General features: G+C 47.4%; 20 protein-coding genes and 2 pseudogenes. 8 read left to right on the forward strand and 14 right to left on the reverse strand.

Translation table 11 applies throughout. The annotated features are described in order from the left end of the window. The 4 genes and pseudogenes from I1H34_RS11295 to I1H34_RS11310 form a co-directional block, all read right to left on the reverse strand. On the reverse strand, positions 1-1,131 hold the full coding sequence (locus tag I1H34_RS11295) for a metallophosphoesterase family protein (protein WP_212665706.1): 1,131 nt from the start codon (positions 1,129-1,131) through the stop codon (positions 1-3). Between the two features lie 133 nt (positions 1,132-1,264). Beyond that, positions 1,265-3,127, reverse strand: a complete 1,863-nt coding sequence (locus I1H34_RS11300) for a serine/threonine-protein kinase (RefSeq protein ID WP_212666468.1) — start codon at positions 3,125-3,127, stop codon at positions 1,265-1,267. A gap of 30 nt (positions 3,128-3,157) precedes the next feature. Further along, positions 3,158-3,205 (reverse strand): annotated as a pseudogene (locus I1H34_RS33080) (hypothetical protein); the annotation flags it as partial. A 205-nt stretch (positions 3,206-3,410) separates the two neighbouring features. Further along, positions 3,411-5,408, reverse strand: coding sequence for a serine/threonine protein kinase (locus tag I1H34_RS11310; RefSeq protein ID WP_212665707.1), 1,998 nt, complete (start codon positions 5,406-5,408; stop codon positions 3,411-3,413). Positions 5,409-5,527: 119 nt separating this feature from the next. On the opposite strand from I1H34_RS11310, the gene I1H34_RS11315 reads away from it, so the two are divergent. After that, positions 5,528-6,283 carry a TIGR04283 family arsenosugar biosynthesis glycosyltransferase gene (locus I1H34_RS11315; RefSeq protein ID WP_212665708.1) on the forward strand — a complete coding sequence of 252 codons (756 nt, stop codon included), beginning with the start codon at positions 5,528-5,530 and terminating at the stop codon, positions 6,281-6,283. On the opposite strand, the gene metK is transcribed toward I1H34_RS11315, so the two are convergent. Both metK and I1H34_RS11325 read right to left on the reverse strand, forming a co-directional pair. Next, positions 6,280-7,536 carry a methionine adenosyltransferase gene (gene metK / locus I1H34_RS11320; protein ID WP_212665709.1) on the reverse strand — a complete coding sequence of 419 codons (1,257 nt, stop codon included), beginning with the start codon at positions 7,534-7,536 and terminating at the stop codon, positions 6,280-6,282. The two genes, I1H34_RS11315 and metK, sit on opposite strands and share 4 nt — an antisense overlap. A 141-nt stretch (positions 7,537-7,677) precedes the next feature. Then, positions 7,678-8,418, reverse strand: a complete 741-nt coding sequence (locus I1H34_RS11325; RefSeq protein ID WP_212665710.1) for an HAD family hydrolase — start codon at positions 8,416-8,418, stop codon at positions 7,678-7,680. 201 nt (positions 8,419-8,619) lie between these two features. Between I1H34_RS11325 and I1H34_RS11330 the strand changes: the two genes are divergently transcribed. After that, a complete protein-coding gene (locus tag I1H34_RS11330; protein WP_212665711.1) occupies positions 8,620-9,252 on the forward strand; it encodes a class I SAM-dependent methyltransferase in 633 nt (210 codons plus the stop codon). Between the two features lie 2 nt (positions 9,253-9,254). Here the strand turns inward: I1H34_RS11330 and I1H34_RS11335 are convergent, their stop codons facing one another. After that, positions 9,255-9,860: a class I SAM-dependent methyltransferase gene (locus I1H34_RS11335; RefSeq protein ID WP_212665712.1), complete on the reverse strand. Its 606-nt coding sequence runs from the start codon at positions 9,858-9,860 to the stop codon at positions 9,255-9,257. Between the two features lie 88 nt (positions 9,861-9,948). On the opposite strand from I1H34_RS11335, the gene I1H34_RS11340 reads away from it, so the two are divergent. After that, positions 9,949-10,335, forward strand: coding sequence for a hypothetical protein (locus I1H34_RS11340; protein ID WP_212665713.1), 387 nt, complete (start codon positions 9,949-9,951; stop codon positions 10,333-10,335). Between the two features lie 65 nt (positions 10,336-10,400). On the opposite strand, the gene I1H34_RS11345 is transcribed toward I1H34_RS11340, so the two are convergent. The 5 genes from I1H34_RS11345 to I1H34_RS11365 form a co-directional block, all read right to left on the reverse strand. Beyond that, complete coding sequence (locus I1H34_RS11345) at positions 10,401-10,712, reverse strand: HigA family addiction module antitoxin (RefSeq protein WP_212665714.1); 312 nt, start codon at positions 10,710-10,712, stop codon at positions 10,401-10,403. A 7-nt stretch (positions 10,713-10,719) separates the two neighbouring features. Then, entirely contained in the window at positions 10,720-11,004 is a 285-nt protein-coding gene (locus I1H34_RS11350) for a type II toxin-antitoxin system RelE/ParE family toxin (RefSeq protein ID WP_212665715.1), read from the reverse strand. 125 nt (positions 11,005-11,129) lie between these two features. Next, positions 11,130-11,450, reverse strand: a complete 321-nt coding sequence (locus I1H34_RS11355; RefSeq protein WP_212665716.1) for a hypothetical protein — start codon at positions 11,448-11,450, stop codon at positions 11,130-11,132. A 33-nt stretch (positions 11,451-11,483) separates the two neighbouring features. Then, positions 11,484-11,909: a GNAT family N-acetyltransferase gene (locus tag I1H34_RS11360; RefSeq protein WP_212665717.1), complete on the reverse strand. Its 426-nt coding sequence runs from the start codon at positions 11,907-11,909 to the stop codon at positions 11,484-11,486. A gap of 78 nt (positions 11,910-11,987) precedes the next feature. Then, entirely contained in the window at positions 11,988-13,739 is a 1,752-nt protein-coding gene (locus I1H34_RS11365; protein ID WP_212665718.1) for an ABC transporter ATP-binding protein/permease, read from the reverse strand. 85 nt (positions 13,740-13,824) lie between these two features. On the opposite strand from I1H34_RS11365, the gene I1H34_RS11370 reads away from it, so the two are divergent. Then, positions 13,825-14,706: an inositol monophosphatase family protein gene (locus I1H34_RS11370; protein WP_212665719.1), complete on the forward strand. Its 882-nt coding sequence runs from the start codon at positions 13,825-13,827 to the stop codon at positions 14,704-14,706. On the opposite strand, the gene I1H34_RS11375 is transcribed toward I1H34_RS11370, so the two are convergent. Beyond that, positions 14,695-15,822, reverse strand: a complete 1,128-nt coding sequence (locus I1H34_RS11375) for a DUF6765 family protein (protein ID WP_212665720.1) — start codon at positions 15,820-15,822, stop codon at positions 14,695-14,697. The two genes, I1H34_RS11370 and I1H34_RS11375, sit on opposite strands and share 12 nt — an antisense overlap. Before the next feature lie 639 nt (positions 15,823-16,461). Between I1H34_RS11375 and fghA the strand changes: the two genes are divergently transcribed. The 3 genes from fghA (at position 16,462) to der (ending at position 19,353) form a co-directional block, all read left to right on the forward strand. Next, positions 16,462-17,310 (forward strand): S-formylglutathione hydrolase, encoded by an 849-nt coding sequence (gene fghA / locus I1H34_RS11380; protein WP_212665721.1) that lies wholly within the window; start codon positions 16,462-16,464, stop codon positions 17,308-17,310. Positions 17,311-17,386: 76 nt separating this feature from the next. Continuing rightward, positions 17,387-17,941, forward strand: a complete 555-nt coding sequence (locus tag I1H34_RS11385; protein WP_212665722.1) for a phycobiliprotein lyase — start codon at positions 17,387-17,389, stop codon at positions 17,939-17,941. 50 nt (positions 17,942-17,991) lie between these two features. Continuing rightward, positions 17,992-19,353 (forward strand): ribosome biogenesis GTPase Der, encoded by a 1,362-nt coding sequence (gene der / locus I1H34_RS11390; RefSeq protein ID WP_212665723.1) that lies wholly within the window; start codon positions 17,992-17,994, stop codon positions 19,351-19,353. A gap of 122 nt (positions 19,354-19,475) precedes the next feature. Here der and I1H34_RS11395 read toward each other — a convergent pair whose 3' ends face one another. Further along, a complete protein-coding gene (locus I1H34_RS11395) occupies positions 19,476-19,865 on the reverse strand; it encodes a hypothetical protein (protein WP_212665724.1) in 390 nt (129 codons plus the stop codon). 564 nt (positions 19,866-20,429) lie between these two features. Between I1H34_RS11395 and I1H34_RS11400 the strand changes: the two are divergent. Continuing rightward, positions 20,430-20,978: pseudogene (locus I1H34_RS11400) on the forward strand (MFS transporter); the annotation flags it as partial. Positions 20,979-21,052 lie beyond the last annotated feature (74 nt).

The following is a 21,052-nucleotide window of genomic DNA, read 5'->3' on the forward strand; positions in this document are numbered from 1 at the left end:
CTATGGGGCTATGCCTATATCCCGGCGATAGACGGTACCATTCTGCCCAGCGATTTGGCGGGGCAGTTGTTGGTGACTGATCACCTGTAGGGTCTTCATATCGTAGGTTGTATAGGTCGTTGATGCAGTGTCATGATCAATATCCACCACCGTTAAAGTTTTCTGAGGGGTGCGATCGCTCCCCACTAATTGACGGGGACCGCCGCCTAACGCCCCCGTATGGAGCAGTTGGAGCTGTCCCCGGCGACCGGGATAGTAGGCATGTTGATGACCACTGATATAGGTATGAACGCCATAGCGCTCCATGATCACCCGTAACTGTTCAGCATTGTGCAAATATTCACCGGGTTTGTTGCGTCCCACCGCAATGCCATAGAGGGGGAGATGACCAATCATGATTCGAAGTTTAGCCTTTTTGGCTGCTGGACTCTCAAGGCTTCTCACCACCCAGGCTATTTGCTCTTGGGTGATCTTAGCGGTGGAAGCATCCCAAACTAGATAGAAGATATCATCCTGAGCAAAGGTGTAATTGAACGGGAAGTTTGCTCGATCGACAAAAGGTAAATCTGGGCGTTGCTGATTCCAATAGGAGGACGCAACTTGCCGATCGACCGTAAAAATAGGGCTGCCCGCAGGTGATAAAGCTCCTGAACCATCGTGATTGCCGATGGTGAATCCCAAAGGGAGTTGAGCTTGGCGGAGGGGGGCTGCTATGTTGCGATCAAATGCAGCCCACATGGCTTGAATTTGAGCCCGGTTGAGAGAACGCGATTGGCCCGCCACCATATCTCCCCCACTCAAAACTAAATCAGGTTGCCAGCCAGGAATCAGTGAGATTGCTTTAGTGACTTCTGGAGCGTAGCGAGTTGACCCATACTGGCTGTTGAGATCACTCATCACCACTAATCGCACATCTCCCCTTAGTGGGGCAAATAGTCCTGGGGGCGCAAGAGCCGTCTTGGATAAATCTGGAGCAGGACCCGGAGACGAGGGTGCAGAAGCTGGGGTTGAAGAGGTCGAAGATGCTTGAACGTCTTGGGAAGAGACCCACCGATAAATCCCCACAGACAAAACGACCCCACCAGCAAGAATACTAGTAACCCAAAGGAGGTGGCTTCGAGAAGGTTTCATGGGGGCCGGGTGGATAAGGTCATCCTTGTGCGCAATGGACTGAGAAGTGATTAAGCGCTTCATAATGATGTGAGACTGTTTCGCTATCTTGAGCCTTACCATCCCAGAAAAGTTCCACATTCCCATCCCTTATTTAAGGGATTTTGGCTTCTGTATTGATTTTGTAGTTATTGATAATTCGATTGAGGGGTTTTTCCAGTTCCTTGAATTGATCGTTTGGAACGATGAAGCTCAGAATGGCCACTCGCTTCCCTTTACGTTCAATAAAGCTATTGCCCAGCAGTTTAACTTTAATGTTGCCTGTTGCTTTGGCTGTATAACCCCAAATGAGCAAAACACTGCCATCTTTTTGGGGTTTAGCATCTCGGAGAAAGAAACCTGGCTCCTTCTCAAAAGAGTTCTTGAGAAAATCTTGGAGTAACTTGGTTAAATCATCCTGGGTGGGATCGTAGTCAACATCGAAAATGTCGGCGACGAGTCCACCGTTACGGGTTGGATCGGTCCATAACACAATCACTTCACCCGGCTTGCTATTGTCTTTGCTTTTCCATCCATCGGGAGCCAGTAAGGAAAAGGCTTTGGTTTTATGGGTATAGGTGGATAACTTATCAATATCAACGGACTTAAACCGCCGCCTACTGGAAGGGGATGGGCTGGGTGAGGGGCTAACCCGAGGGGAAGGAGAGCTAGAGGCAGTCGGCGAACTAGATTCTTCGGTTGATACGACTGGATCGACACTGTTATTACTGCCATTAAATCCAGCGTAAGCAAGACCGCCCAGGATAATGAAGGTCAATCCACCGGCGATGGTCCACAACTTAACGTTACTCTTGCTTTGATCTGCTTCCACCGCAGCAACTTGTTGCACAGGGGCAGAATAGTTGGCAGAAAAAGGGTTCGCTGACTGGGTGGTTTGGGGAGACGGTTGAGTCGGAGGAGGTGCCGCGGGCATCGTTGGCGGCATGGTCGGAGGCACTCCAGTGACGGGGGGTGGCTGCATGATTTTGGTGGGGGGCGGCTCTATCTGAGTATTGAGCGCTTGGATGATTTCCGCTGCGGACTGATACCGATCCACCGGCCGGGGCGATAACATTTTGTTGAGGGTGTCAGAAAAATTAGAGCTTAAGCTGAGTTCTTTCTGCCATAGCCACTCTAGAGATTGGGGATCTTGGAGCTGTTGGGGAGGATGTCCGGTCATCAGCACTAAAGCCGTTACTGCTAAGGCATATAAATCACTATGGGGAGCAACTAAACCTAATCGCATCTGCTCATCAGGAGCATACCCAATTTTCCCCAAGCGAGTCCCTCCCGTGGACGCTCCAGGGGAACTCCGTTCAGTGGCAACTTCTGTCGCAACGTCTATGGCAACTTGCTTCACCCCACCCATATCAATCAGGATGGGTAAACCATCTTTGTTCCGCCGGATAATGTTATCGGGGGAAATATCTCGGTGGATGACTCCCTGGCCATGGAGATAACTTAAGACAGGCAGCAGATCCCTGAATAGTTGTGTGACTTCTGTTTCGCTAAAGGTTTGCCCTTGCTGTTGGCGTCCTTCTAGCAGTTGTTGATAGGTGGAGCCTTCAGCAAAATCTTGGACTAGGAATAGTCGCTTCTGGGCAGTGAATATCTCCCAGAATCTGGGGATTTGGGGATGTTCAAGGCGATGAAGGGTGGCTGCTTCTCTTTGAAAGAGTTCTTCGGCTTTCTTAAGGGCGTAGGTGCCTTGAACCGATGGGGTCAATTCCTTGAGCACGATAATTTCGTTAAAGCGCCCAGTATCCTCAGCTCGGTAGGTTCTGCCAAATCCCCCTTGTCCTAGCTGGTGTTGGATTATGTAGCGATCGCGGAGTCGTGTACCAGGGGGCAATGAGGTCTGGGTATTTTCAGTGGCGTCTAAGTCTGCAGTTCCTTGGGTGGGTGGAATTGAAGATTGATTACTGGTTTGGGGTACGACTGCAGGGCTGCCTGAACCTGTCACAGGAGGTTTCAACATTGAAATCCCACAATATTGGCAGAATCGGGAGTCTGAAGAATTTTCTCGCCCACAGGAACTACACGTAATCTGAGTCATAAAGTTAGCATTTCAATCAATGCAGCAAGGTCCAAGCCAAGTGAAAAGCAGAAGTGATTTATCCCTTTCCCATACTGGCGTGTAGCCATTGATTATTACTGTATGAGTAATTGATAGGATGTCTAAGACTTCCTGCGTTCACATCATAACCTAGCTCAGTCTAGGTCCTTTTCGAATGACAAGGATCACCTAAATTTCCCAGTTTTTATTCAATATCAATATCGATGCTGTAAGGGCTGGTTTGAGTTGCCGTCACGTCTAAACGGTACTCTCCAGATTGAGGGAGTTGTCCTTGCCAATTGGCTGCTTGGGGGCTGAGTTGGCTTAAAGGTTGACCACCGGGACTGAAGAGTGTCACCTGAATATCTCCTTGGGCGATATTGACCCGCATCAATTGCTGTGCCCCAGCATTGAGTAAATACCGCTGTCGTTGGCCTGCTTGAATGGTGCTGTTGAGCTGAGTCCCCGTTGCACCAGGGGCGAACTTCACCCTTGAGGTGGTGTCTTTAGGGGGGATTTGCCTGGGCGTAACGACTTCAACATCTAGGGAAAAGCGTTCAGCCCCAGGTTGCTGATTTTCTACGGCGATGGTGTAGTTCCCATTCGAGGGTAATGCTGTGGTATCGCTAGGCGTTTGACGATTTGCCTCAGCAATCATACGACCTTGAGGATCGAGGATTTGGACCTCTACATCGCCGCTGGATAAGCGCACGGTCATAGATTGTTGGGCTTGAGCATTGAGTAGGAAGGGTTGCCGCTCATGCTGATTCAAGGTTTGTGCCAGTAAAGTGCCTGTTGCCCCTGGGGCGAATCGAACCCGATTTGGTGCTAATCGGCACACTTGCTGGGTGAGGTTTTTAGAAACCCAACCGTCAGGAGATTGAACTTGTAGCCACTTCCCTTGTGAACCGAGCACGGACAGAGGGGTGCCATTATCAACGGTGGCGACGATATTGTCGGGGGTGACTTCTGGACTGGAACGAATGTTCAAGGGAGGATTCGGATCGTTGACGGTGACCCTGCAGTTAGAGGGAAGAGGGTTGACGTTTCTGATGGGGGAAGGAGTCAAGGAGGGGGAGGGCTCAACAGAGGGTTCAACAGAGGCAGAGGGACTCACAGCCGGATCTGTAGATCGGCCATTGAGCCCCGAAAAGTTGGGCATCAGACCGAGGGCGTAAGCACCCCCTAGACCCGATAAACCGACGATGACTGCAGCAATCCACCAAGAACCACGAGAGGGTTGGGGAGGCACGGGTTTTGGACTGACAACATTGGTGGCAGGCAAGTCGGTGGGGTTGGCGTTAGGAATGGGAGCATTGTTGGGAATGGGAGCACTGTAGATGACGGGCTCGGTGGGAGGAATGGGGGGAGATGAAGGTTGCGAAAGGAGTTGTAAGTCTTGGAGGACGTCTGCCACAGATGGGTAGCGGGTATTGAATTGCGATCGCACCATCCGTTCCAAGATCTCGGCAAACCTGGGGGACGCTTGGGGGGCCAAGGAACGCCACTGAAGCTCCGCCGTTTGTTCATCAAAGGGAAGTTGCATCGGCTCTACCCCCGTTAGGGCCTTGATACCAATCATGCCAACAGCATAAATGTCGCTGTTGAGGCGGGGACGGCCTGATAATTGCTCACCGGGCATATAGCCCTGGGTGCCGATGCCCACGGTGTAGCCAACGGATTGATCCGCTGGAGCAATTTGAGTGCGGATTTCTTTGACGGCACCGAAATCAATTAAGACTAAATGACCATCGGCTTGCCGACGGATCAGGTTATCGGGCTTGATATCCCGGTGAATGACTTGGTGGTAGTGAACGAAATGCAAGACGTTGAGGATTTCTTGCACAATGCCTAGCACCTGAGCTTCGGGTAAGGGTTGGCCCAGGGGCATCTCATCACTCAGGGTCTGACCTTGAATGAATTCCTGAACGAGATAAAATTCTTTTTGATCTTCAAAGTAGGCGAGGAGCTGAGGAATTTGATCATGGCGTCCCAGCTTCTCCAGCATCTCGGCTTCGGTCCGAAATAGCCGCCGGGCCACATCAATAAATTGGGTATCAGAGCTGGCTGGCTTCAGATGCTTAACCACACATTGGGGATTGCCCGGTCGGCGAGTATCTTCAGCAATATAGGTTTGGCCAAATCCACCGGCCCCTAAGACTGCCGTAACCTTATAGCGCTGATCAAGTAAAGTACCCAGCATCAAGGCCCCCTGTGCAACACTCCTGATTCTGGCACACAATGATCTCAGTTCCTGCGGGGTTTACCATCGCGTATCATCAATGGGGCCTTGTTCATATTCTGTTGCTGAACTGAGTTTTCATGCCTCAAGTGTCTATCATTATGCCCCTGCTCAATGAAGCAACGGTTCTCAGCCGAACCCTTAAGCATCTGATGGCCTTGGAGCCTCCCGCCCATGAGATTATCTTGGTGGATGGGGGCAGTACTGATACGACGGTTTCCATTGCTCAGCACCATGTTGAGTCCTGGGAAGGGACGAGCTTTTCTGTGGTGACAGCACCGGAGCGGGGCCGGGCATCGCAGATGAATTACGGGGCTGCGATCGCAACTGGAGACATTCTTTGTTTTCTCCATGCCGATACCCTAGTCCCCGATGATCTAGTCGACCTAATGACTCAGACCCTAGCCGATCCTAATACCGTCTGCGGGGGGTTTATTGCTTTGATGTGTGGCGATCAAAGTACCCGCTGGGGCATCACGTTGCAAAACTACCTAAAAACCTATATTGCCGCCCTGATTGCTCGTCCCCATCTCTTCTTATGTAAGGGATTTAGGGTCTTGTTTGGTGATCAAGTGATGTTCTGTGACCAACAAGCATTTTGGAACTGTGACGGCTTTGATCCGGACCTACCCATTATGGAAGATGCAGACTTCTGTATCAGAATTGTTCAACAAGGCAAAATTCGGCTGGTCAACCGCATTGTCCAAACCTCCGACCGCAGATTGCAGCAATGGGGGGCTTGGAAAGCCACATTTATCTATCACTCGATAGGTTGGCTGTGGCTTATGGGTTTACCAGCCGAATTTCTCAAACGCTTTTACGAAGAAATTCGTTAAGCGTTGCCAGACATTGCAGGGCTAAGGGCTTGCTTGAGCAGATCAGCTTTATCGGTGGCTTCCCAGGGCAGGTCTATATCAGTCCGACCGAAATGACCATAAGCCGCCACTTCTTGGTAGAACCGACCGCCACGCTCACCGGGGAGTTTGGTTAAGCCAAAGGTTTGGATCAATCCAGCTGGACGAAGTTCAAAATTTTCTTGAACCACTTGCAGGAGGCGATCTTCGTCAACCTTGCCAGTACCAAAGGTCTCAATCAAAATGCTGACAGGTCGGGCAACGCCAATGGCGTAACTGAGCTGTACTTCACATTTCTCTGCCAATCCAGCGGCCACAATATTCTTGGCCACATATCGGCAGGCATAGGCTGCACTACGGTCTACTTTTGTGGGATCCTTACCGGAGAAAGCGCCACCGCCATGACGGGAATAACCCCCGTAGGTATCTACAATAATTTTCCGTCCCGTGAGTCCGGCATCACCTTGAGGGCCTCCCACGACAAATTGGCCCGTGGGATTAACGAGGAACCGAGTATTTTCATCGGGTTTGATGTCGATATCGGCAAAGATAGGCAGTACAACTGCATTCCACAGATCTTCCTTAATTTTGGCCTGTACTGCAGCAGGAGCGGTAATATCGCCAATGGTGGCGTCATGCTGGGTCGAAACCAGAACCGTATCAATCCCTACAGGACGACCATCTTCGTAGGTGACGGTAACCTGAGATTTACCATCCGGTCGTAAATAACCCAATTGGGTTTTGCGCACGGCTGCCAATCGTCGAGTGACTCGGTGAGCAAGGCTGATGGGCAAGGGCATCAGTTCGGGTGTTTCATTGCAGGCAAACCCGAACATTAAACCTTGGTCGCCAGCACCAATGGCATCCAGCTCTTGATCGCTTTTTTCTTCGCGAGTTTCCTGAGCTGAATCAACCCCTTGGGCAATATCTGGAGATTGCTCATCCAATGCCACTAGGACAGAGCAGCTATTAGCTGCAAAGCCATTATCGGAGTCGGTATAACCAATCTCAGTGATTTTTTGACGGACTAAATCTACAAAGTTAACTTGGGCTTTAGTGGTAATTTCTCCAGTTAAGAGAACGAGGCCAGTGTTAACTACTACTTCAGCAGCGACCCGACTAGCGGGGTCTTGAGTGAGTAGAGCATCAAGAATCGTGTCAGAAATTTGATCACAAACCTTATCGGGATGGCCTTCAGTCACAGATTCTGAAGTGAAAAGATAACGCTTAGGCAAGATCTTGATCCTCCTGAGGAGCAAAGCGAGAGAACAATAATGAGCAAAAATTCCTGTAAGTCCAGAGAATTATAGCATTCTCTTCAGAAAGGACTTGGAGAGAATGATGTAGAACCCTGCAATTACGATAAGAATAAGATTCTATGGACTGATGGTGAGCTGCTGCCAGCTGTCTAAGGAAATATCGGCGAGGTGGGTGGGGATTGGAGCATGCCATCCCCAAGTGACGAATATGCAACCTGCTGCATCTGCAGATTTTGCCATTTTCATATCTACAGGAGCATCCCCAATCATCAGAGTTCGGTTGGGGGGTGTCTCCATCTGAGCGCAAATATCAATGAATAAGGAGGGATCGGGTTTCGAAATCGTACCGTCAACACCTTGGGCAGCTTGGAATAGTGCTTGCAGATGATAGGTAGCTAAGAATTCTTGGACATTGTCACTACTATCTGCAGATAATATTCCTAACTTCAGCCCTGCCTTTGACAATGTATTTAAGGTTTCTAAGGAGTTGGCAAGTAGGGGAGTATGCTCTGCTTTCGGTATTAAATAGGTATCGGCTTCATTAAAAGTGGATTCAACCATCTCTAGTGCCTCTAACCAGTTGCGTCCAGTTGCGGCAACATAGGCGGCAGCAGCAATTTTGTTCTCGTAACGACTCCCCACAGCTAGTAACCCGGCTGGGTTGATATAGGTCTCTTCTATACCAAAAGCTCGTAATAGGGGGTCTTGAACACCTGGAACTTTTGCTTCTAGAACGCTTGAGCATTTCTGCCCTAAGCTCTTAAGAAAAGACTCTACGTCTGCTAATGTGCCATCTTTATCAAAAACGATGGCTTCAATATTGGTAAAGGTATGATCCAGACAGTGAACGGTGGCCACAAACAGCTCATTTCCTACAGTTCTGTGAGCATAGTGTAGAAGATTCCCTGGAGTACGTCTCTAAATAATGTATGGCTCCAGTGTGAATTTTTTTGATGGGGGTATTGTCGAGATCTGAATCAGTCCTTCTTCGCGCCCAATCTTGTTTCTGAACGGCTACCTATGAGTTTAATTCGCTGATGTAAATGGGTTGAGATAAATATGCTATGGGTCAAAGGAACTGAAGGATATGCGGCAGCTACCGAACGATTTGTTGTAGCGACTCATGGGATCGCATTTCAGGATCTGCATCAATCGATCCTTCAGTTTATCCCCACCGATCCATCCCATGTATTGGATGTTGGCTCGGGGATTGGCCGAGATGCCGCTGCCCTTGCTGAAATAGGACATACCGTAGTTGCCGTAGAACCCACTAGGGAATTTCTCTCGGTTGCACAAAGTCTTTATGGCACCAGCATTGAGTGGATCGATGACTCTCTACCGCTATTACAAAGTCTTGAGGACCGCAAGGAAGGGTTTGATTTTGTCCTGGCATCAGCGGTTTGGCATCATATCGATCAGGATGAACGAAGAATTGCCCTAACGTGCATCGCCGATTTACTACGACCCACAGGGATTTTTGCCCTCTCTCTGCGTCATGGTCCTGCAGGAGTGGGCACGCATATATTTCCTACGGATGGCCAGGAAACAGTGCAAGAGGCAGAAAGGGTGAATTTGAAACCGCTACTCGTATTGGAAAATCAGCCCAGCTTGGTCAAAGGCAAGAAAAATGTGACTTGGACTCGGATTGTTCTACAAAAAGTCTCAGAAAGCTTACCCAGTGATGAGGCTTGAGGTTAGTCTTGGCAATTTAGGCTTTCTTTCTTTTTGGCGATGAATTGTATGACTGAGGCCATGCCAGTATGGTATTTCCCTTCACAGACTTCCCGCTCAAGTTCCCTCATAAGAATCGGCTCACAGTTCGGAAATTCCTGTTCAACTTTGGCACAGGTCATGAGCATATCGAGATCTTTGGGGCCGCCCGTATCCCGAGTGATTTGGTTTTCGGAATAGGCTTCAAGCAGGATAATGCCATTGGGTTTTAGACATTGCTCGACTAACGGGTAAAGTCTGTTCCGAATCACGCTGGGAAGATGGGCTGAGATTGAAATAACCGATCCGTAATGATTTGCTAGTGGCTCAAACAGGCCAAGATCAGCCACTTCTGTTTGGATTTCTACGCCTTTTGAATGTGCCAGTCCTTGGGCTTTGGTAAGGCCTACTTCGGAGCCATCCACGCCGTGTACCAAAAATCCTAATGAAGCGAGAAATACAGCATTTCGTCCTTCCCCTTCCGCCAGAGATAGGACTGGGTTGAGGAGAATATCTGTATGTTCGGCTAGGAATGAATTCGGTTCAGTTCCATATATATAGCTGTTGTCAGCGTAGCGTTGATTCCACATGTCCAGTATCTTCACTCAACAACAATCTTCAGCACTAACCATCATTGCTAGTTTTTGACTCAAGTTCTGAGTTAAGGAAGTGAATCTGTTGGATGATTTCAATAAACTTCTTTCCAGATTAGGGGATGAGAAGTGTTGCGATCGCATCAACGTATTGGGATTGTCGACTGCTTTTGAAGACTTTGAACTGTATACTGCGGCGAATACTCAGAAGCTATTGCAGTCTGGCGAGATGGTAGGGGTCACCCAGCAGTATTTCCAGGAAAAGCAGATTGAGCGATACGCGATACCGTTAAAGTTTGCGATCTCATTTGATCGTGAAACCTTTCATCTCAATTCTCTACCAGGAACCCCAATCTGGATTCTCTTCGATCAAGATTGCAATGTCTTATCCAGCTGTTTTGGACATCGGTCTGAAGAGAAGGTTGAAAACATGCTAAGTCCCTATTTAGGGAGTGCTACCAGTATTTATTAAAGGGTCAGCAGCGTTCGATAGTACTGATTGGCTTCTAACCATTCAACCGACTGTCTTTACGTCGTTTAGGATGGCAGGTGAGTAAGTTGTACGGTTGGAATGTGACTGTATACATCTCTATTGGTTTCCTGGGCTTGGCGCAAATCATATTGTGTCTGTAAATTCAACCAGAACTGAGCGCTGTTGCCAAAATACTGTGATAGACGAAGGGCTGTATCAGCGGTAATGCTACGCTTTCCAGACAGTATTTCGCTAATTCTTGTTTGAGCAACACCGATATCCTTACTCAAACGATAAGGTGTGAGATCTAGTGGCTCAAGAAACTCTAGTTTCAAGATTTCACCGGGATGAATAATTGGCAGACGACCGTTTTCCATGTTCTTCTCAATGGTAATCAACGATTTCAACTTGATCAGCATCATTTTCCGCTGTCCAGGTAAAGCAGATCCGCCATTGGCTATTGATACGGATACTGTATTGTCCCTGGCGATCTCTCACTAGCTTCTCTAATCGATTTCCTGGAGGAATACGCAAATCATTCACTGATGTCGCGGCATCAAGTATGAGGAGTTTGCGTAGTGCAATCTTTTGGATATCGGGTGGGTATACACGAGATGTGGAGCCATCGAAGATAAGCTTAGTTTCTTTGGAGCTAAAGCCTACTATCATAATAGTACTGCGAGGCGTTACTATTGCCAAGCAATACTACTGTATTTCCAGCATAGTGAGCAAAGATAACTACATAAAAAGCGAGGTGGTTTTACGTTCGCAGCAGCGAGAAAAGCACCTTAATCCTATATCGGCTTGACTAAAGCAGGATTTGCAAGAACTGCAGGATGGACTGTTAGGCGAAATTGCCTCTTTAAAGGCTCTTTAGAGTCTCTGAATTGTAGTATGACCGCCTCAATGGTGGAGCCAATTTCTAGATTTGGCTTTTCTGAAGGCTCAAGTAATACAGTTTCAATAAGTCCACGAATTTCAATTCCCGGTATATCTATAAAATAGCCAAAATGGACATGGCTGCGAACATTAACCCTTACCTTTTTGCCTCTTGGGAAGCATTTGTTTACTTCACTTGTAGGGGTGATCATTTTTGACCTTAATTTTGTTGACATTTACCTTGAGCATTTATTTTTTAACTTAGGTTGTTAGGGGATGGGTAATCGTCGCATGATGCTGACTTCCACCTTCCGCTTTCGATATCCCTCAAATCTTTTTTGGAGAAAGTCTGGTATCTCCTTTAATAGGGCTGTGTCAAATCCACCCAGTCGATAAAATTCCACTAGATGTGTCCAAGGGATGCAGTAACAAATCTGATCGCTAAGTTGCTTGACACAGGCTTGAAGGAGTTGGCGACCAATCCCCTGCCCTTGAGAAGGCTTCATCACTTGCATGCCACGGAGGACAGTCACTTTATTCTCTGGACAAAGCCGTACTACGCCCGCAAGTTGCGTTTCTAAATACGCCATCAAGATTAAATCTTCTTTTTGACATCCACCACCATAGCGGCACTGACTATAAAACGTTTTGACTGCTTCTAAATCATGTAATTTTGCTTGGCGAATGAGCAGCATCAGTTTTGAGAATTAATGACATTCTAGAAATTTTATCTAAATTCTTCATGAAATCCAGGATTTAAATCAGTTTTCTTGTTACGCGATCGCATTCCCTTCTAACACCCTCTCAGACTCAGATAATTCCCAAGTCGTATCTGCTGCCAACTTCAGGGTGCGCTCGTGATAATTCGTTAGGGTTGATCGGTGGCCCACGCTCAAAAAGGTTGTTTCCAGATGCTGTAACTGCTCATATAGCGAAGCTTCATTGCTTAAATCCAAAGCACTCGTAGCCTCATCGAGAATGGCATATTGGGGTTTATTGAGTAAGAGGCGGGCAAAAGTGAGTCGCTGCTGTTCTCCCAAAGATAGAACTGAAGACCAATCTTCCACCGAGTCAAAGCCGTCAAACCGTTCATCTAAATCCGGTAGATTAATTTGCTGCAAAATGGCCTTAAGCTCTTCGTCACTGGCCTCAATTTCCATATTGGGATAAATCATCTGATCCCGGAGACTGCCCACAATCATATAAGGACGCTGAGGTAGGAAGAGAATATCCTTTGGCTGAGGACGGTGGATGGTGCCTTGGCCCGAATTCCATAGACCAGCCATCGCCCGCAGTAATGAACTCTTACCACATCCACTTGGCCCTTTGACCAAGAGTCCTTCTCCCTCCAACAAAGATATAGAGAGATCAGTAATTAAGGTCCTCTGATAGTTAGGAGTCATCAGGGTTAGATCAGCCAGGGATAAGCCTTCCCCTTCCTCGACAGTAAAGGTGGTCTGAATAGGCTCTTGCTCTTCGGCGTCAGACTCTGTTGATTCCTCTGTTTCTATTTGGCTAGGCTGCTCTATGTTTTCAGCAAAGGTATAGAGACGATCAATGCCTGCCCCAAAAGAGGTTAACTCTTGGAAACGGGCCACAATCAAGTTCAAGGAAAAGAAGATCCGAATAAATGCGCCTTGGGCTTCAGAGACCTTACCCACCTCAAGTTCACCTGCAAAGATGCCAGGAGCCACGACAATGGCAGGCAGGATAAAGGGCAAAAACTCATAGGCATTGGAAAACACATTCAAATTCAACTGCCAAATAATCAGGTTCTTGAAGTTCTCAAAGGCTTCCATAAACCGATCTTTGACCTGATCGGCTTCCTGTTGCTCTCCCCGATAGAAGGCAATTGATTCCGCATTCTCGCGAATGCGTACCAGACTAAAACGGAAATCAGCTTCTTTCTTGAGCTGGGCAAAATTTAGCCTGACCAGCCCTTTCCCAAATACTCCCACCGTGACGACGGTGCCCAGGACGGCATAAAGCACTAAGAACAATACTAATGAAGAAGAAATCTTCCACAATACGCTGCTAAAGGCGATTATCCCTAACAGGGAATCGACAATAATCAGCAGGAAAGTGAGTGATCCCTGGGTAAAACTTTTGACATCTTCAGCAATTCGCTGGTCGGGGTTATCGATGTCTGTATGCAGATTGTTGAGGTTATAGTAGGCTCGATTGCTGAAATAGTTATCCACATAGCGATTGGTTAGCCAGCGTCGCCACTGCAGTCCTAATCGATCCCGCAAATAGGTATAACCGGCAAAAATAGGTGCATAAGCCACCAGGACTCCCAGGAAGATCATGATGGTTTGCCAGAACCGGGCTTCATCCTGGGCTGAAAGGGCTGAAATCATCACCCCTCGACGATTGTTGAGAAGCACGCTTAAGCCGGTATAGCCCAGAGAAAGCACCATGACGAGCAGGAGCAATCCCCGCGCTTTCCATTTTTCTTCGCTATTCCAATAGCTAATGGCAATTTTCCAAAATCGCCCTAAGACTTGCAAATTAAATCGTTCCATTAGACCTTATCGATAACCCGTCCCATACCTGACGTTAACCTAGTTAAGGTAAGAAGGGGTTGTTTGCCCGTTAACGATGGAACCTATGTCTAATTCACCTACGCCTCGGCAGATTCTAGAAACGTTATTACCGCCTTTAAGACTAGCCGCTGCCTATTCCAAAAATATTCAGCCCGTGATTGCAGCTTGTCCCGAAAAAACCGATCAGCAAAATCACTTTGGCGCTGCTTTATCAGATGCCGATTTGTCGATTCAAACTTTGGTGGAAGTGGCCCTTTTAGGGGCTTATCCTCAAATCCGGTTCTACGGGGAGGAGTATGAAAAAACGGCGAATACTAAATATTTCCGAGCCATTGATTTAGGGCCAGATGGAGATTATTTAGTCACCCTCGATCCTATTGACGGCACCCGCTTCTACCTAGATGGTCATGATAATTATCAAATTATTGTGGGTGTTCTGAATCAAGACGAATATGAGGCAGTCCTCGCCATTTCACCGGCCCAGGATTGCTATTACTATGCCCTGCGGGGCGTAGGGACCTTTTTGGGTTCTCTAGAATCCTCCTTAGACCAGTGCCAGAAACTCCAACTTGAGAATCCAAAACCTCTTATTTATTTGGGTTGGGGACTCTCGGATCGCCTTCCTGATGTTGGTCCTGCTTATCAAATCAATGATCTGAAAACGGCCTATACCGCAGATACCTTTGCACCCAATATCAATGCCATTCTCAAAGGAGAATTTGCTGGTGCCATCTTGGAATCGGGTAAGTTTATCGATGGAGCTGCCATTGCTTTCTTAGCCCAGGAAGCAGGCTGTATCGTCACCACATTTACGGGAGATCCTCTGCCGCCCTTACAGACCAGTCAAAACTACCAACGACCCGGCTTAATAGTGGCAACTTCAGCGACGGTTCACCAAGATCTGATGCAGGCTGTCGCTCAACACTTACTGATTTCAGCGAGTTAGTTTAATGGGTTGATTCACCTTGATATGAATGTCGTACTGGGGGAGCAACGTCCCGACAATATAAGAGCGATGGGCGATCAAGGCTTCATGGAACTGTTTCCAATGGCTTTCTAGGAAATTAGAGTCATACTGAAAGACTTCTTCCCCTGTATCAAGCAAGGCTTCAGTCCCAATCGCATCATATTTCCAAGAGCCGATGCCTTTATGGACATAGGAAAGATGGGCAATGCCAAAACTAAATCGCCCCTGGCCAATTAAGTCTAGCCACTGCCGATACCGAATCTCATTATTTTTATGGGTGATGGATGGTAAGTGCTCAGCAATGACAACCTTGTCCTTTGGCGGTAGCCCAGTAACTCGGGCATCTGGATCCCCCAACCGATAGCGCTGTAACCACTGGCACATGTGATCTGCCGCTTCTAAATAGTCTTGGGGGTTGTTTCTGATGATTTTCTCGTTGAGACCATTGGTATAGCCCCATTTCAAAAAGGGTTTATCAGGATGTCCTAAGACGGCTCCATGGCCAAGGGGAAAGACTTCACTCAGAAGATGGCCGGTAAAATTGTCGACGACTTTTTTTTTGAAGTAGGCTTTGACCTTTTTAGTGAATTTAAGGTCGAGATTGCCCCGGGAGTCGATGAGTTTTCTGGCTTCATTCACTTGGTGGTTCACTCCCGCAAATCCCTGATGAGCCCAGGTGTCAGCATAGACATGCATCGCAATGCCCAGCCGATACAGACCATGATCGGTTTGGCGCAGCTGGATACATTCTCGCAACATATCCTGGGCTACATGGCTATTGGGACGGCAGATTAATTTATTAATAAAGGTGCCATTAGGGTTCTGGTGGGCGGACAGCCCCTCATTCCCCGGCAAAAAATGAAACGGAATCCAAACTTGATAGTTTGCTAGTTGGCGAAAATTCCGATAATCCAGCAGTTTATGGGCAGAACTAATGTGATTGAATACAGTGCCATTGTTAAAGCGAATTAAGCCAGAATTGGTGGCGTCATCAACATATTGAGCGCAGTGGGCAATGACATTGGCTTCTGGGTGATCGAACCCAGCCAAACGGGCCACGATATAGGTGACGCCGTTATGGAAATCTATTTGCATTCTGGGTGTGGCTCCCTTAGCGGAAAGGGTTGCTATCACACTACCTGAAGATGGTGACGGACGCCCGCAAGCTTATCTTTTCGAGATTGTGACTTGGATGCTGATTCTGCAACCTATTTTTAGAGAAAATTTGATGGCTAAGCATTGCTCTAAGGTGTTTTGAGAGAGTGTGACCAGGAAGAAAATTAGTCGGTTAGGGACCAGCACGGCGGCGGACCATAAACTAACCTTAATTTCAGGAAATACGAAGTTTAACCAGCTAAAGGAATGGAATTTAATCCCTCAATATTAGGGACATGCCCAGATTTGCTAGCCATTGACGGGGCTTTGTCTTGGGGAAATATCGATCTATTGATTGAGCAATAATGATGATTGAGTAGGCCAGATGTGCTTAATCTTGCATCGTCATGGGAAGGATACAGGTTTAATCGCAACGGTATTATTTGTACCCTGTGTTTTTTGGATTTATGCCCAAATGGAAAGTCGTGCGAGGGGTAATCAGTGCATTGGGTTAGCGGCTAGCAAATGCGATTTTACGCCTGGTCGTGATCCGTAAATTGAGGTTAAACAATCTGTGGATTGGGGGTGCGATCGCATCACCAATCCCCCATAATGGCGAAGTTGCTCTAGATTGCATCTATGTCCGTATCATTCACCTGTCGCCAGGAGACTGTCTGCTTTGGTGGCACCATGGGATTCTATAGTCATGACTCCCAAACCTGCCGCACCCCCATGAATTTTGCTGTGTATCAGCCTCCCCAGGCCGAGACAGGTCCGGTTCCCGTCCTCTACTTTTTATCGGGACTCACCTGCACAGAAGAGAATTTTGTAACCAAGGCGGGGGCTCAGCGATATGCGGCCGAATATGGCGTCATGCTCGTGGCACCCGATACCAGTCCTCGGGATGGCGAAACCCCAGGTGCCGAGGACGATTGGGATTTAGGAACTGGTGCAGGGTTTTATGTGAATGCAACGGCTGACCCTTGGGCCAAGCACTATCATATGTATGACTATGTCGTGGAAGAGCTACCGGCACTAATTGCCCAGTTCTTCCCTGCCAATCCTGAGCGACAAAGTATTTGTGGTCATTCCATGGGGGGACATGGGGCGTTGGTCTGTGGTTTGCGGAATCGCGAACGCTATCGGTCCATTTCAGCTTTTGCCCCGATCGTGGCTCCTACGCGCTGCCCTTGGGGACATAAAGTCTTTTCCAGATATTTAGGCGTGGATATGGAGACTTGGAAGCAATATGATGCTTGTGAATTAGTGCATCAATACCAAGATGATCGCCCTCTGCTGGTGGACCAAGGCACGGCGGACTCTTTTCTCGAAGAACAATTGCGGCCTCACTTGCTACAGGACGCTTGTGACCAGGCCCAGCGTCCCTTAACCCTAAGAATGCAGCCAGGCTATGACCATAGCTACTATTTCATCGCTAGTTTTATCGGTGATCACATCAAATTTCATGCCGAGTATTTGGGTTTGTAAGGGTTTCCTCAACTGAAATTCGGTACCAGGGGAAACAATGTCCTAAAATTAGGGGATTGCCCACCCTCTCAGTTCCATGGACATCCAGGCATTTATTCAACAAAGTTGTGGCCGATGGTTTACGCAGCGCACCTGTCATCAGATTGGAAATTTATCTTCTGATGCCCAATCAGCGCAGCTTTGTGTGGAGAAGCTAAGCTTAGAGGATGTGGCTGTTTTGGAATTGTGCAAAGCGGCCGAGACTGATCCGACCTTGGCTCAGTGCGCCGCTAAAATTTCCTGGAAGGGACAAGGGTTTCAGGCCCAACCTCAAGAAGCGGGGGAGCTACTGATGGTGGCCCTATCGAACGTATCTAACCAAGGGGAAATACTACAACAGGTGGGTTCAGCCCCTTTTATGCGACTTAATTTTCATATTGACGAAGATCAAAGACTGATCCTAACGGGAACCCAAGATCAATTGCATTTGGAGGAACGGGTATGGTTCGCCAGCCCTAATTTGCGCTTGCGCATCAGTCTTTTAAAACAGGCGAATCAACTATATCAAGCGACTTGGTATTCTGAAGTGCGGATGGGGGTTTTGCCCGAACCTGCGCCAGAAGAACTGCCCCATGCCGCCTCGACGAAGTAAACGGCTTGCAGAAGTAATCATTCAAATTATTTAGAAATAGGGATATCAGTATGGGGTTACCCATTGTTGCCATTGTTGGTCGCCCAAATGTGGGTAAGTCAACCCTAGTCAATCGACTCACGGGAATGATGGACGCGATTGTCCATGATTCGCCTGGCGTCACTCGCGATCGCACCTATCGTCCTGGCCTCTGGAATGGTCGAGACTTTTCCCTAGTGGATACCGGCGGACTCGTGTTTGATGATCAGACGGAATTCCTCCCCTTTATCCGTCAACAAGTCATGATTGCCTTAGCAGAGGCCACCGTAGTGGTGATGGTGGTGGATGGGCAGGCAGGCCCTACCCCTGCAGACCATGAAATTGCTCGTTGGTTGAGGTTACAAAATACTCCCGTCTTACTGGCAGTCAATAAATGCGAATCACCGGATCAAGGCATCACCCAGGCGGCACAATTTTGGGAATTGTCTTTAGACGAACCCCTACCCGTTTCGGGAATCCATGGTAATGGCACCGGGGATCTCTTAGATCAAGTGGTCGAACATTTCTCAGAAACACCTGAAGCGGCTGAAGAACCGGAGATCAAGGTGGCGATAGTGGGACGGCCGAATGTCGGTAAATCCAGCTTGCTGAATGCTTTTGTTGGCGAGAATCGCTCGATTGTTAGCCCCATTTCGGGGACAACCCGCGACACGATTGATATGGTGGTCCGTCGAGGTGACCAAACCTATCGCTTTATTGATACGGCAGGAATTCGTCGTAAAAAGAATGTCTCCTATGGGCCGGAGTTCTTTGGCATTAATCGGGCGTTTAAAGCGATACGGCGATCGCAAGTCGTATTGTTTGTGATTGATGCCTTGGATGGTGTCACAGAACAGGACCAGAAGCTAGCTGGCCGCATTATTGATGATGGCCGGGCCTGTGTTCTGGTGGTCAACAAATGGGATGCCGTTACAAAGGACACCTACACTATTAACGAGTTTGGTAAGCAAATTCGAGCCCGTCTCAATTTTATGGACTGGGCAGAAATGATTTTTGTTAGTGCCCAAACCGGACAACGGGTAGAAAAAATTCTGAACTTGGTGGATACTGCTGCTCAACAATTTGAACAGCGGGTGACGACTTCGGTGATTAATGAGGTCTTGGAAGAAGCTGTGAGCTGGCATACGCCTCCCACCACTCGCCAAGGACGGCAAGGCAAAATTTACTACGGCACCCAGGTGAGTAGCCAGCCGCCTACGATTGCTCTGTTTGTGAATAATCCTGTCCACTTCAAAGACAATTATCGTCGTTATATCGAACGACAGTTCCGTGAAAATTTAAACTTTACGGGCACCCCTATCCGCCTACTTTGGCGAGGGAAGAAGCTGCGAGATATGGAGCGAAATACTGCGAATCGAGCAACCCGAGCTTGAATTAACTTACAGATTTAATGACTAAATTATTCCTGATTTCTAAGGGATTTAGGATGCATAGAATATAGCAGGGTCAATAGTAAAATACGATTGTATTTATGAGTTGAGAATCATCCAGAACTCTAATTGCAGCGATTAGATTTTGGCTTAGGTTTTAAGGGCTTAGAATTGTCCTGATTATCATTCTCTGAAAGAGAACCTAACACTTTAGTCAGTGGGAACCCTTTACGGAATCTTCCATTATCGGGTGAATCTAAGAGCACTGAACTTGAGCCTGAATTGCGTTGCGGACTTGACTGCGCAGTATTTGATAATTTCTTGCTGATTTGACAAAGATCTTGGTTAGAGTAGGTGTTCTCTGATTTCTGCTCTGATAGAGAAGCGGGAGAAGTGTCTTGTATATCAGAAGCTTTTGGAGATGGACTATTTTTCTCCTGAGCCTGAGATAAAGAAGGTGAAAAATATAAGCAAGATCCTAGCAATAGAACTGCTGATTTTGAACGCCATTTCATCAGGATATCCACCAGTATTAAGAAATTGAAAAAGGCTAGACTGTTATTTCCAGTCTAACGAAAAGTTAGTTCTATCAAGAGAGGTTCATACAGTAATACGCTATAGCTTCTTTGCTTTAAGCTCTAAACTTTCCTATTGCAAGTTTGAATAGGGAGTGAACTGGGAATAAATACATTGCACGGAACCTTACGAGGCTTGTTTTCCTGTTAACTCAGCTTTAGATAGTACATTTATACTAAAATGTTTCTTCGGCTATCACTTAGATTTTTTTAATCATGTAGTTTTTCTAGCTTTATTCTTACAAGCTTGTTTAGATGAGGCTCCAATCCTGCTTTGGCCAGGGGATTGGGGCTAATCTTATGCCAGTAAATACTCTCCTCTGACTTTGATTGTGTGGCAAAACTCACTTTGAAGGTGGTTAGTAGGGATTAGGGAAGCACTTATTCTTTCCTAAACAGAGCTGACTTGCCATTTCTGACATATATAAACTGTGCTACAACCATTTACTGCTAAAGCACTCAGATAATTCTGGCCAAGATTTAAATGATCGCAAGTGGGAAAAAATGACTAACGTTTTCTACGCCATTTTGGCCAACTCTTTGACTGCTCTTTTGACGAATACTTTTGTTTGGTTTGCGGCAACATTTTGGGTCTATTTGCAAACTGAGTCTGTATTGGCAATGTCGGTGATGGCGGGAATCTATCTGATCACCGTTTCTATTTCTGGATTCTTCTTGGGGGCGTTGGTGGATCGCTATCGCAAGAAAACGGTGATGATGCTTTCTAGCCTTTGCTCCCTTATTTTATACACCCTTGCCTATGGCATCCTCGCTTTATCTGATCCTGCGGTCTTTACAGATCCTGGTAGCCCCAGGCTTTGGGGTTTCATTCTCTTGGTATTGACCGGTGCGATCGCAGGTAATTTACGATCTATTGCCTTATCTACCCTGGTAACGCTGTTAATCCCTGAAGACAAACGAGATCAGGCCAATGGCTTGGTGGGGACAAGTGATGGCATCTCGTTTCTAGTTGCGTCTACCTTGAGTGGATTGGTGATTGGATTTTTAGGTGTGCAATGGATGCTGGGAATTGCGATCGCATTTACCTTGCTATAGATCTTCAGAAAAGCATCCGTGGTTTTAGCGACACTACATCTTCATTAAATATAGTAACTAGCTCCTGATAC

Source organism: Acaryochloris marina S15 (assembly GCF_018336915.1).
GTDB lineage: Bacteria > Cyanobacteriota > Cyanobacteriia > Thermosynechococcales > Thermosynechococcaceae > Acaryochloris > Acaryochloris marina_A.

What these genes read in the sequence shown, in the direction of transcription:
- I1H34_RS11295 (WP_212665706.1), bottom strand. Translation starts at nt 1,131, where the DNA reads ATGAAACCTTCTCGAAGCCACCTCCTTTGGGTTACTAGTATTCTTGCT.
- I1H34_RS11300 (WP_212666468.1), bottom strand. Translation starts at nt 3,127, where the DNA reads ATGTTGAAACCTCCTGTGACAGGTTCAGGCAGCCCTGCAGTCGTACCC.
- I1H34_RS11310 (WP_212665707.1), bottom strand. Translation starts at nt 5,408, where the DNA reads ATGCTGGGTACTTTACTTGATCAGCGCTATAAGGTTACGGCAGTCTTA.
- I1H34_RS11315 (WP_212665708.1), top strand. Translation starts at nt 5,528, where the DNA reads ATGCCTCAAGTGTCTATCATTATGCCCCTGCTCAATGAAGCAACGGTT.
- I1H34_RS11330 (WP_212665711.1), top strand. Translation starts at nt 8,620, where the DNA reads ATGCTATGGGTCAAAGGAACTGAAGGATATGCGGCAGCTACCGAACGA.
- I1H34_RS11335 (WP_212665712.1), bottom strand. Translation starts at nt 9,860, where the DNA reads ATGTGGAATCAACGCTACGCTGACAACAGCTATATATATGGAACTGAA.
- I1H34_RS11345 (WP_212665714.1), bottom strand. Translation starts at nt 10,712, where the DNA reads ATGGAAAACGGTCGTCTGCCAATTATTCATCCCGGTGAAATCTTGAAA.
- I1H34_RS11350 (WP_212665715.1), bottom strand. Translation starts at nt 11,004, where the DNA reads ATGATAGTAGGCTTTAGCTCCAAAGAAACTAAGCTTATCTTCGATGGC.
- I1H34_RS11355 (WP_212665716.1), bottom strand. Translation starts at nt 11,450, where the DNA reads ATGTCAACAAAATTAAGGTCAAAAATGATCACCCCTACAAGTGAAGTA.
- I1H34_RS11360 (WP_212665717.1), bottom strand. Translation starts at nt 11,909, where the DNA reads ATGCTGCTCATTCGCCAAGCAAAATTACATGATTTAGAAGCAGTCAAA.
- I1H34_RS11365 (WP_212665718.1), bottom strand. Translation starts at nt 13,739, where the DNA reads ATGGAACGATTTAATTTGCAAGTCTTAGGGCGATTTTGGAAAATTGCC.
- I1H34_RS11370 (WP_212665719.1), top strand. Translation starts at nt 13,825, where the DNA reads ATGTCTAATTCACCTACGCCTCGGCAGATTCTAGAAACGTTATTACCG.
- I1H34_RS11375 (WP_212665720.1), bottom strand. Translation starts at nt 15,822, where the DNA reads ATGCAAATAGATTTCCATAACGGCGTCACCTATATCGTGGCCCGTTTG.
- fghA (WP_212665721.1), top strand. Translation starts at nt 16,462, where the DNA reads ATGTCCGTATCATTCACCTGTCGCCAGGAGACTGTCTGCTTTGGTGGC.
- I1H34_RS11385 (WP_212665722.1), top strand. Translation starts at nt 17,387, where the DNA reads ATGGACATCCAGGCATTTATTCAACAAAGTTGTGGCCGATGGTTTACG.
- der (WP_212665723.1), top strand. Translation starts at nt 17,992, where the DNA reads ATGGGGTTACCCATTGTTGCCATTGTTGGTCGCCCAAATGTGGGTAAG.
- I1H34_RS11395 (WP_212665724.1), bottom strand. Translation starts at nt 19,865, where the DNA reads ATGAAATGGCGTTCAAAATCAGCAGTTCTATTGCTAGGATCTTGCTTA.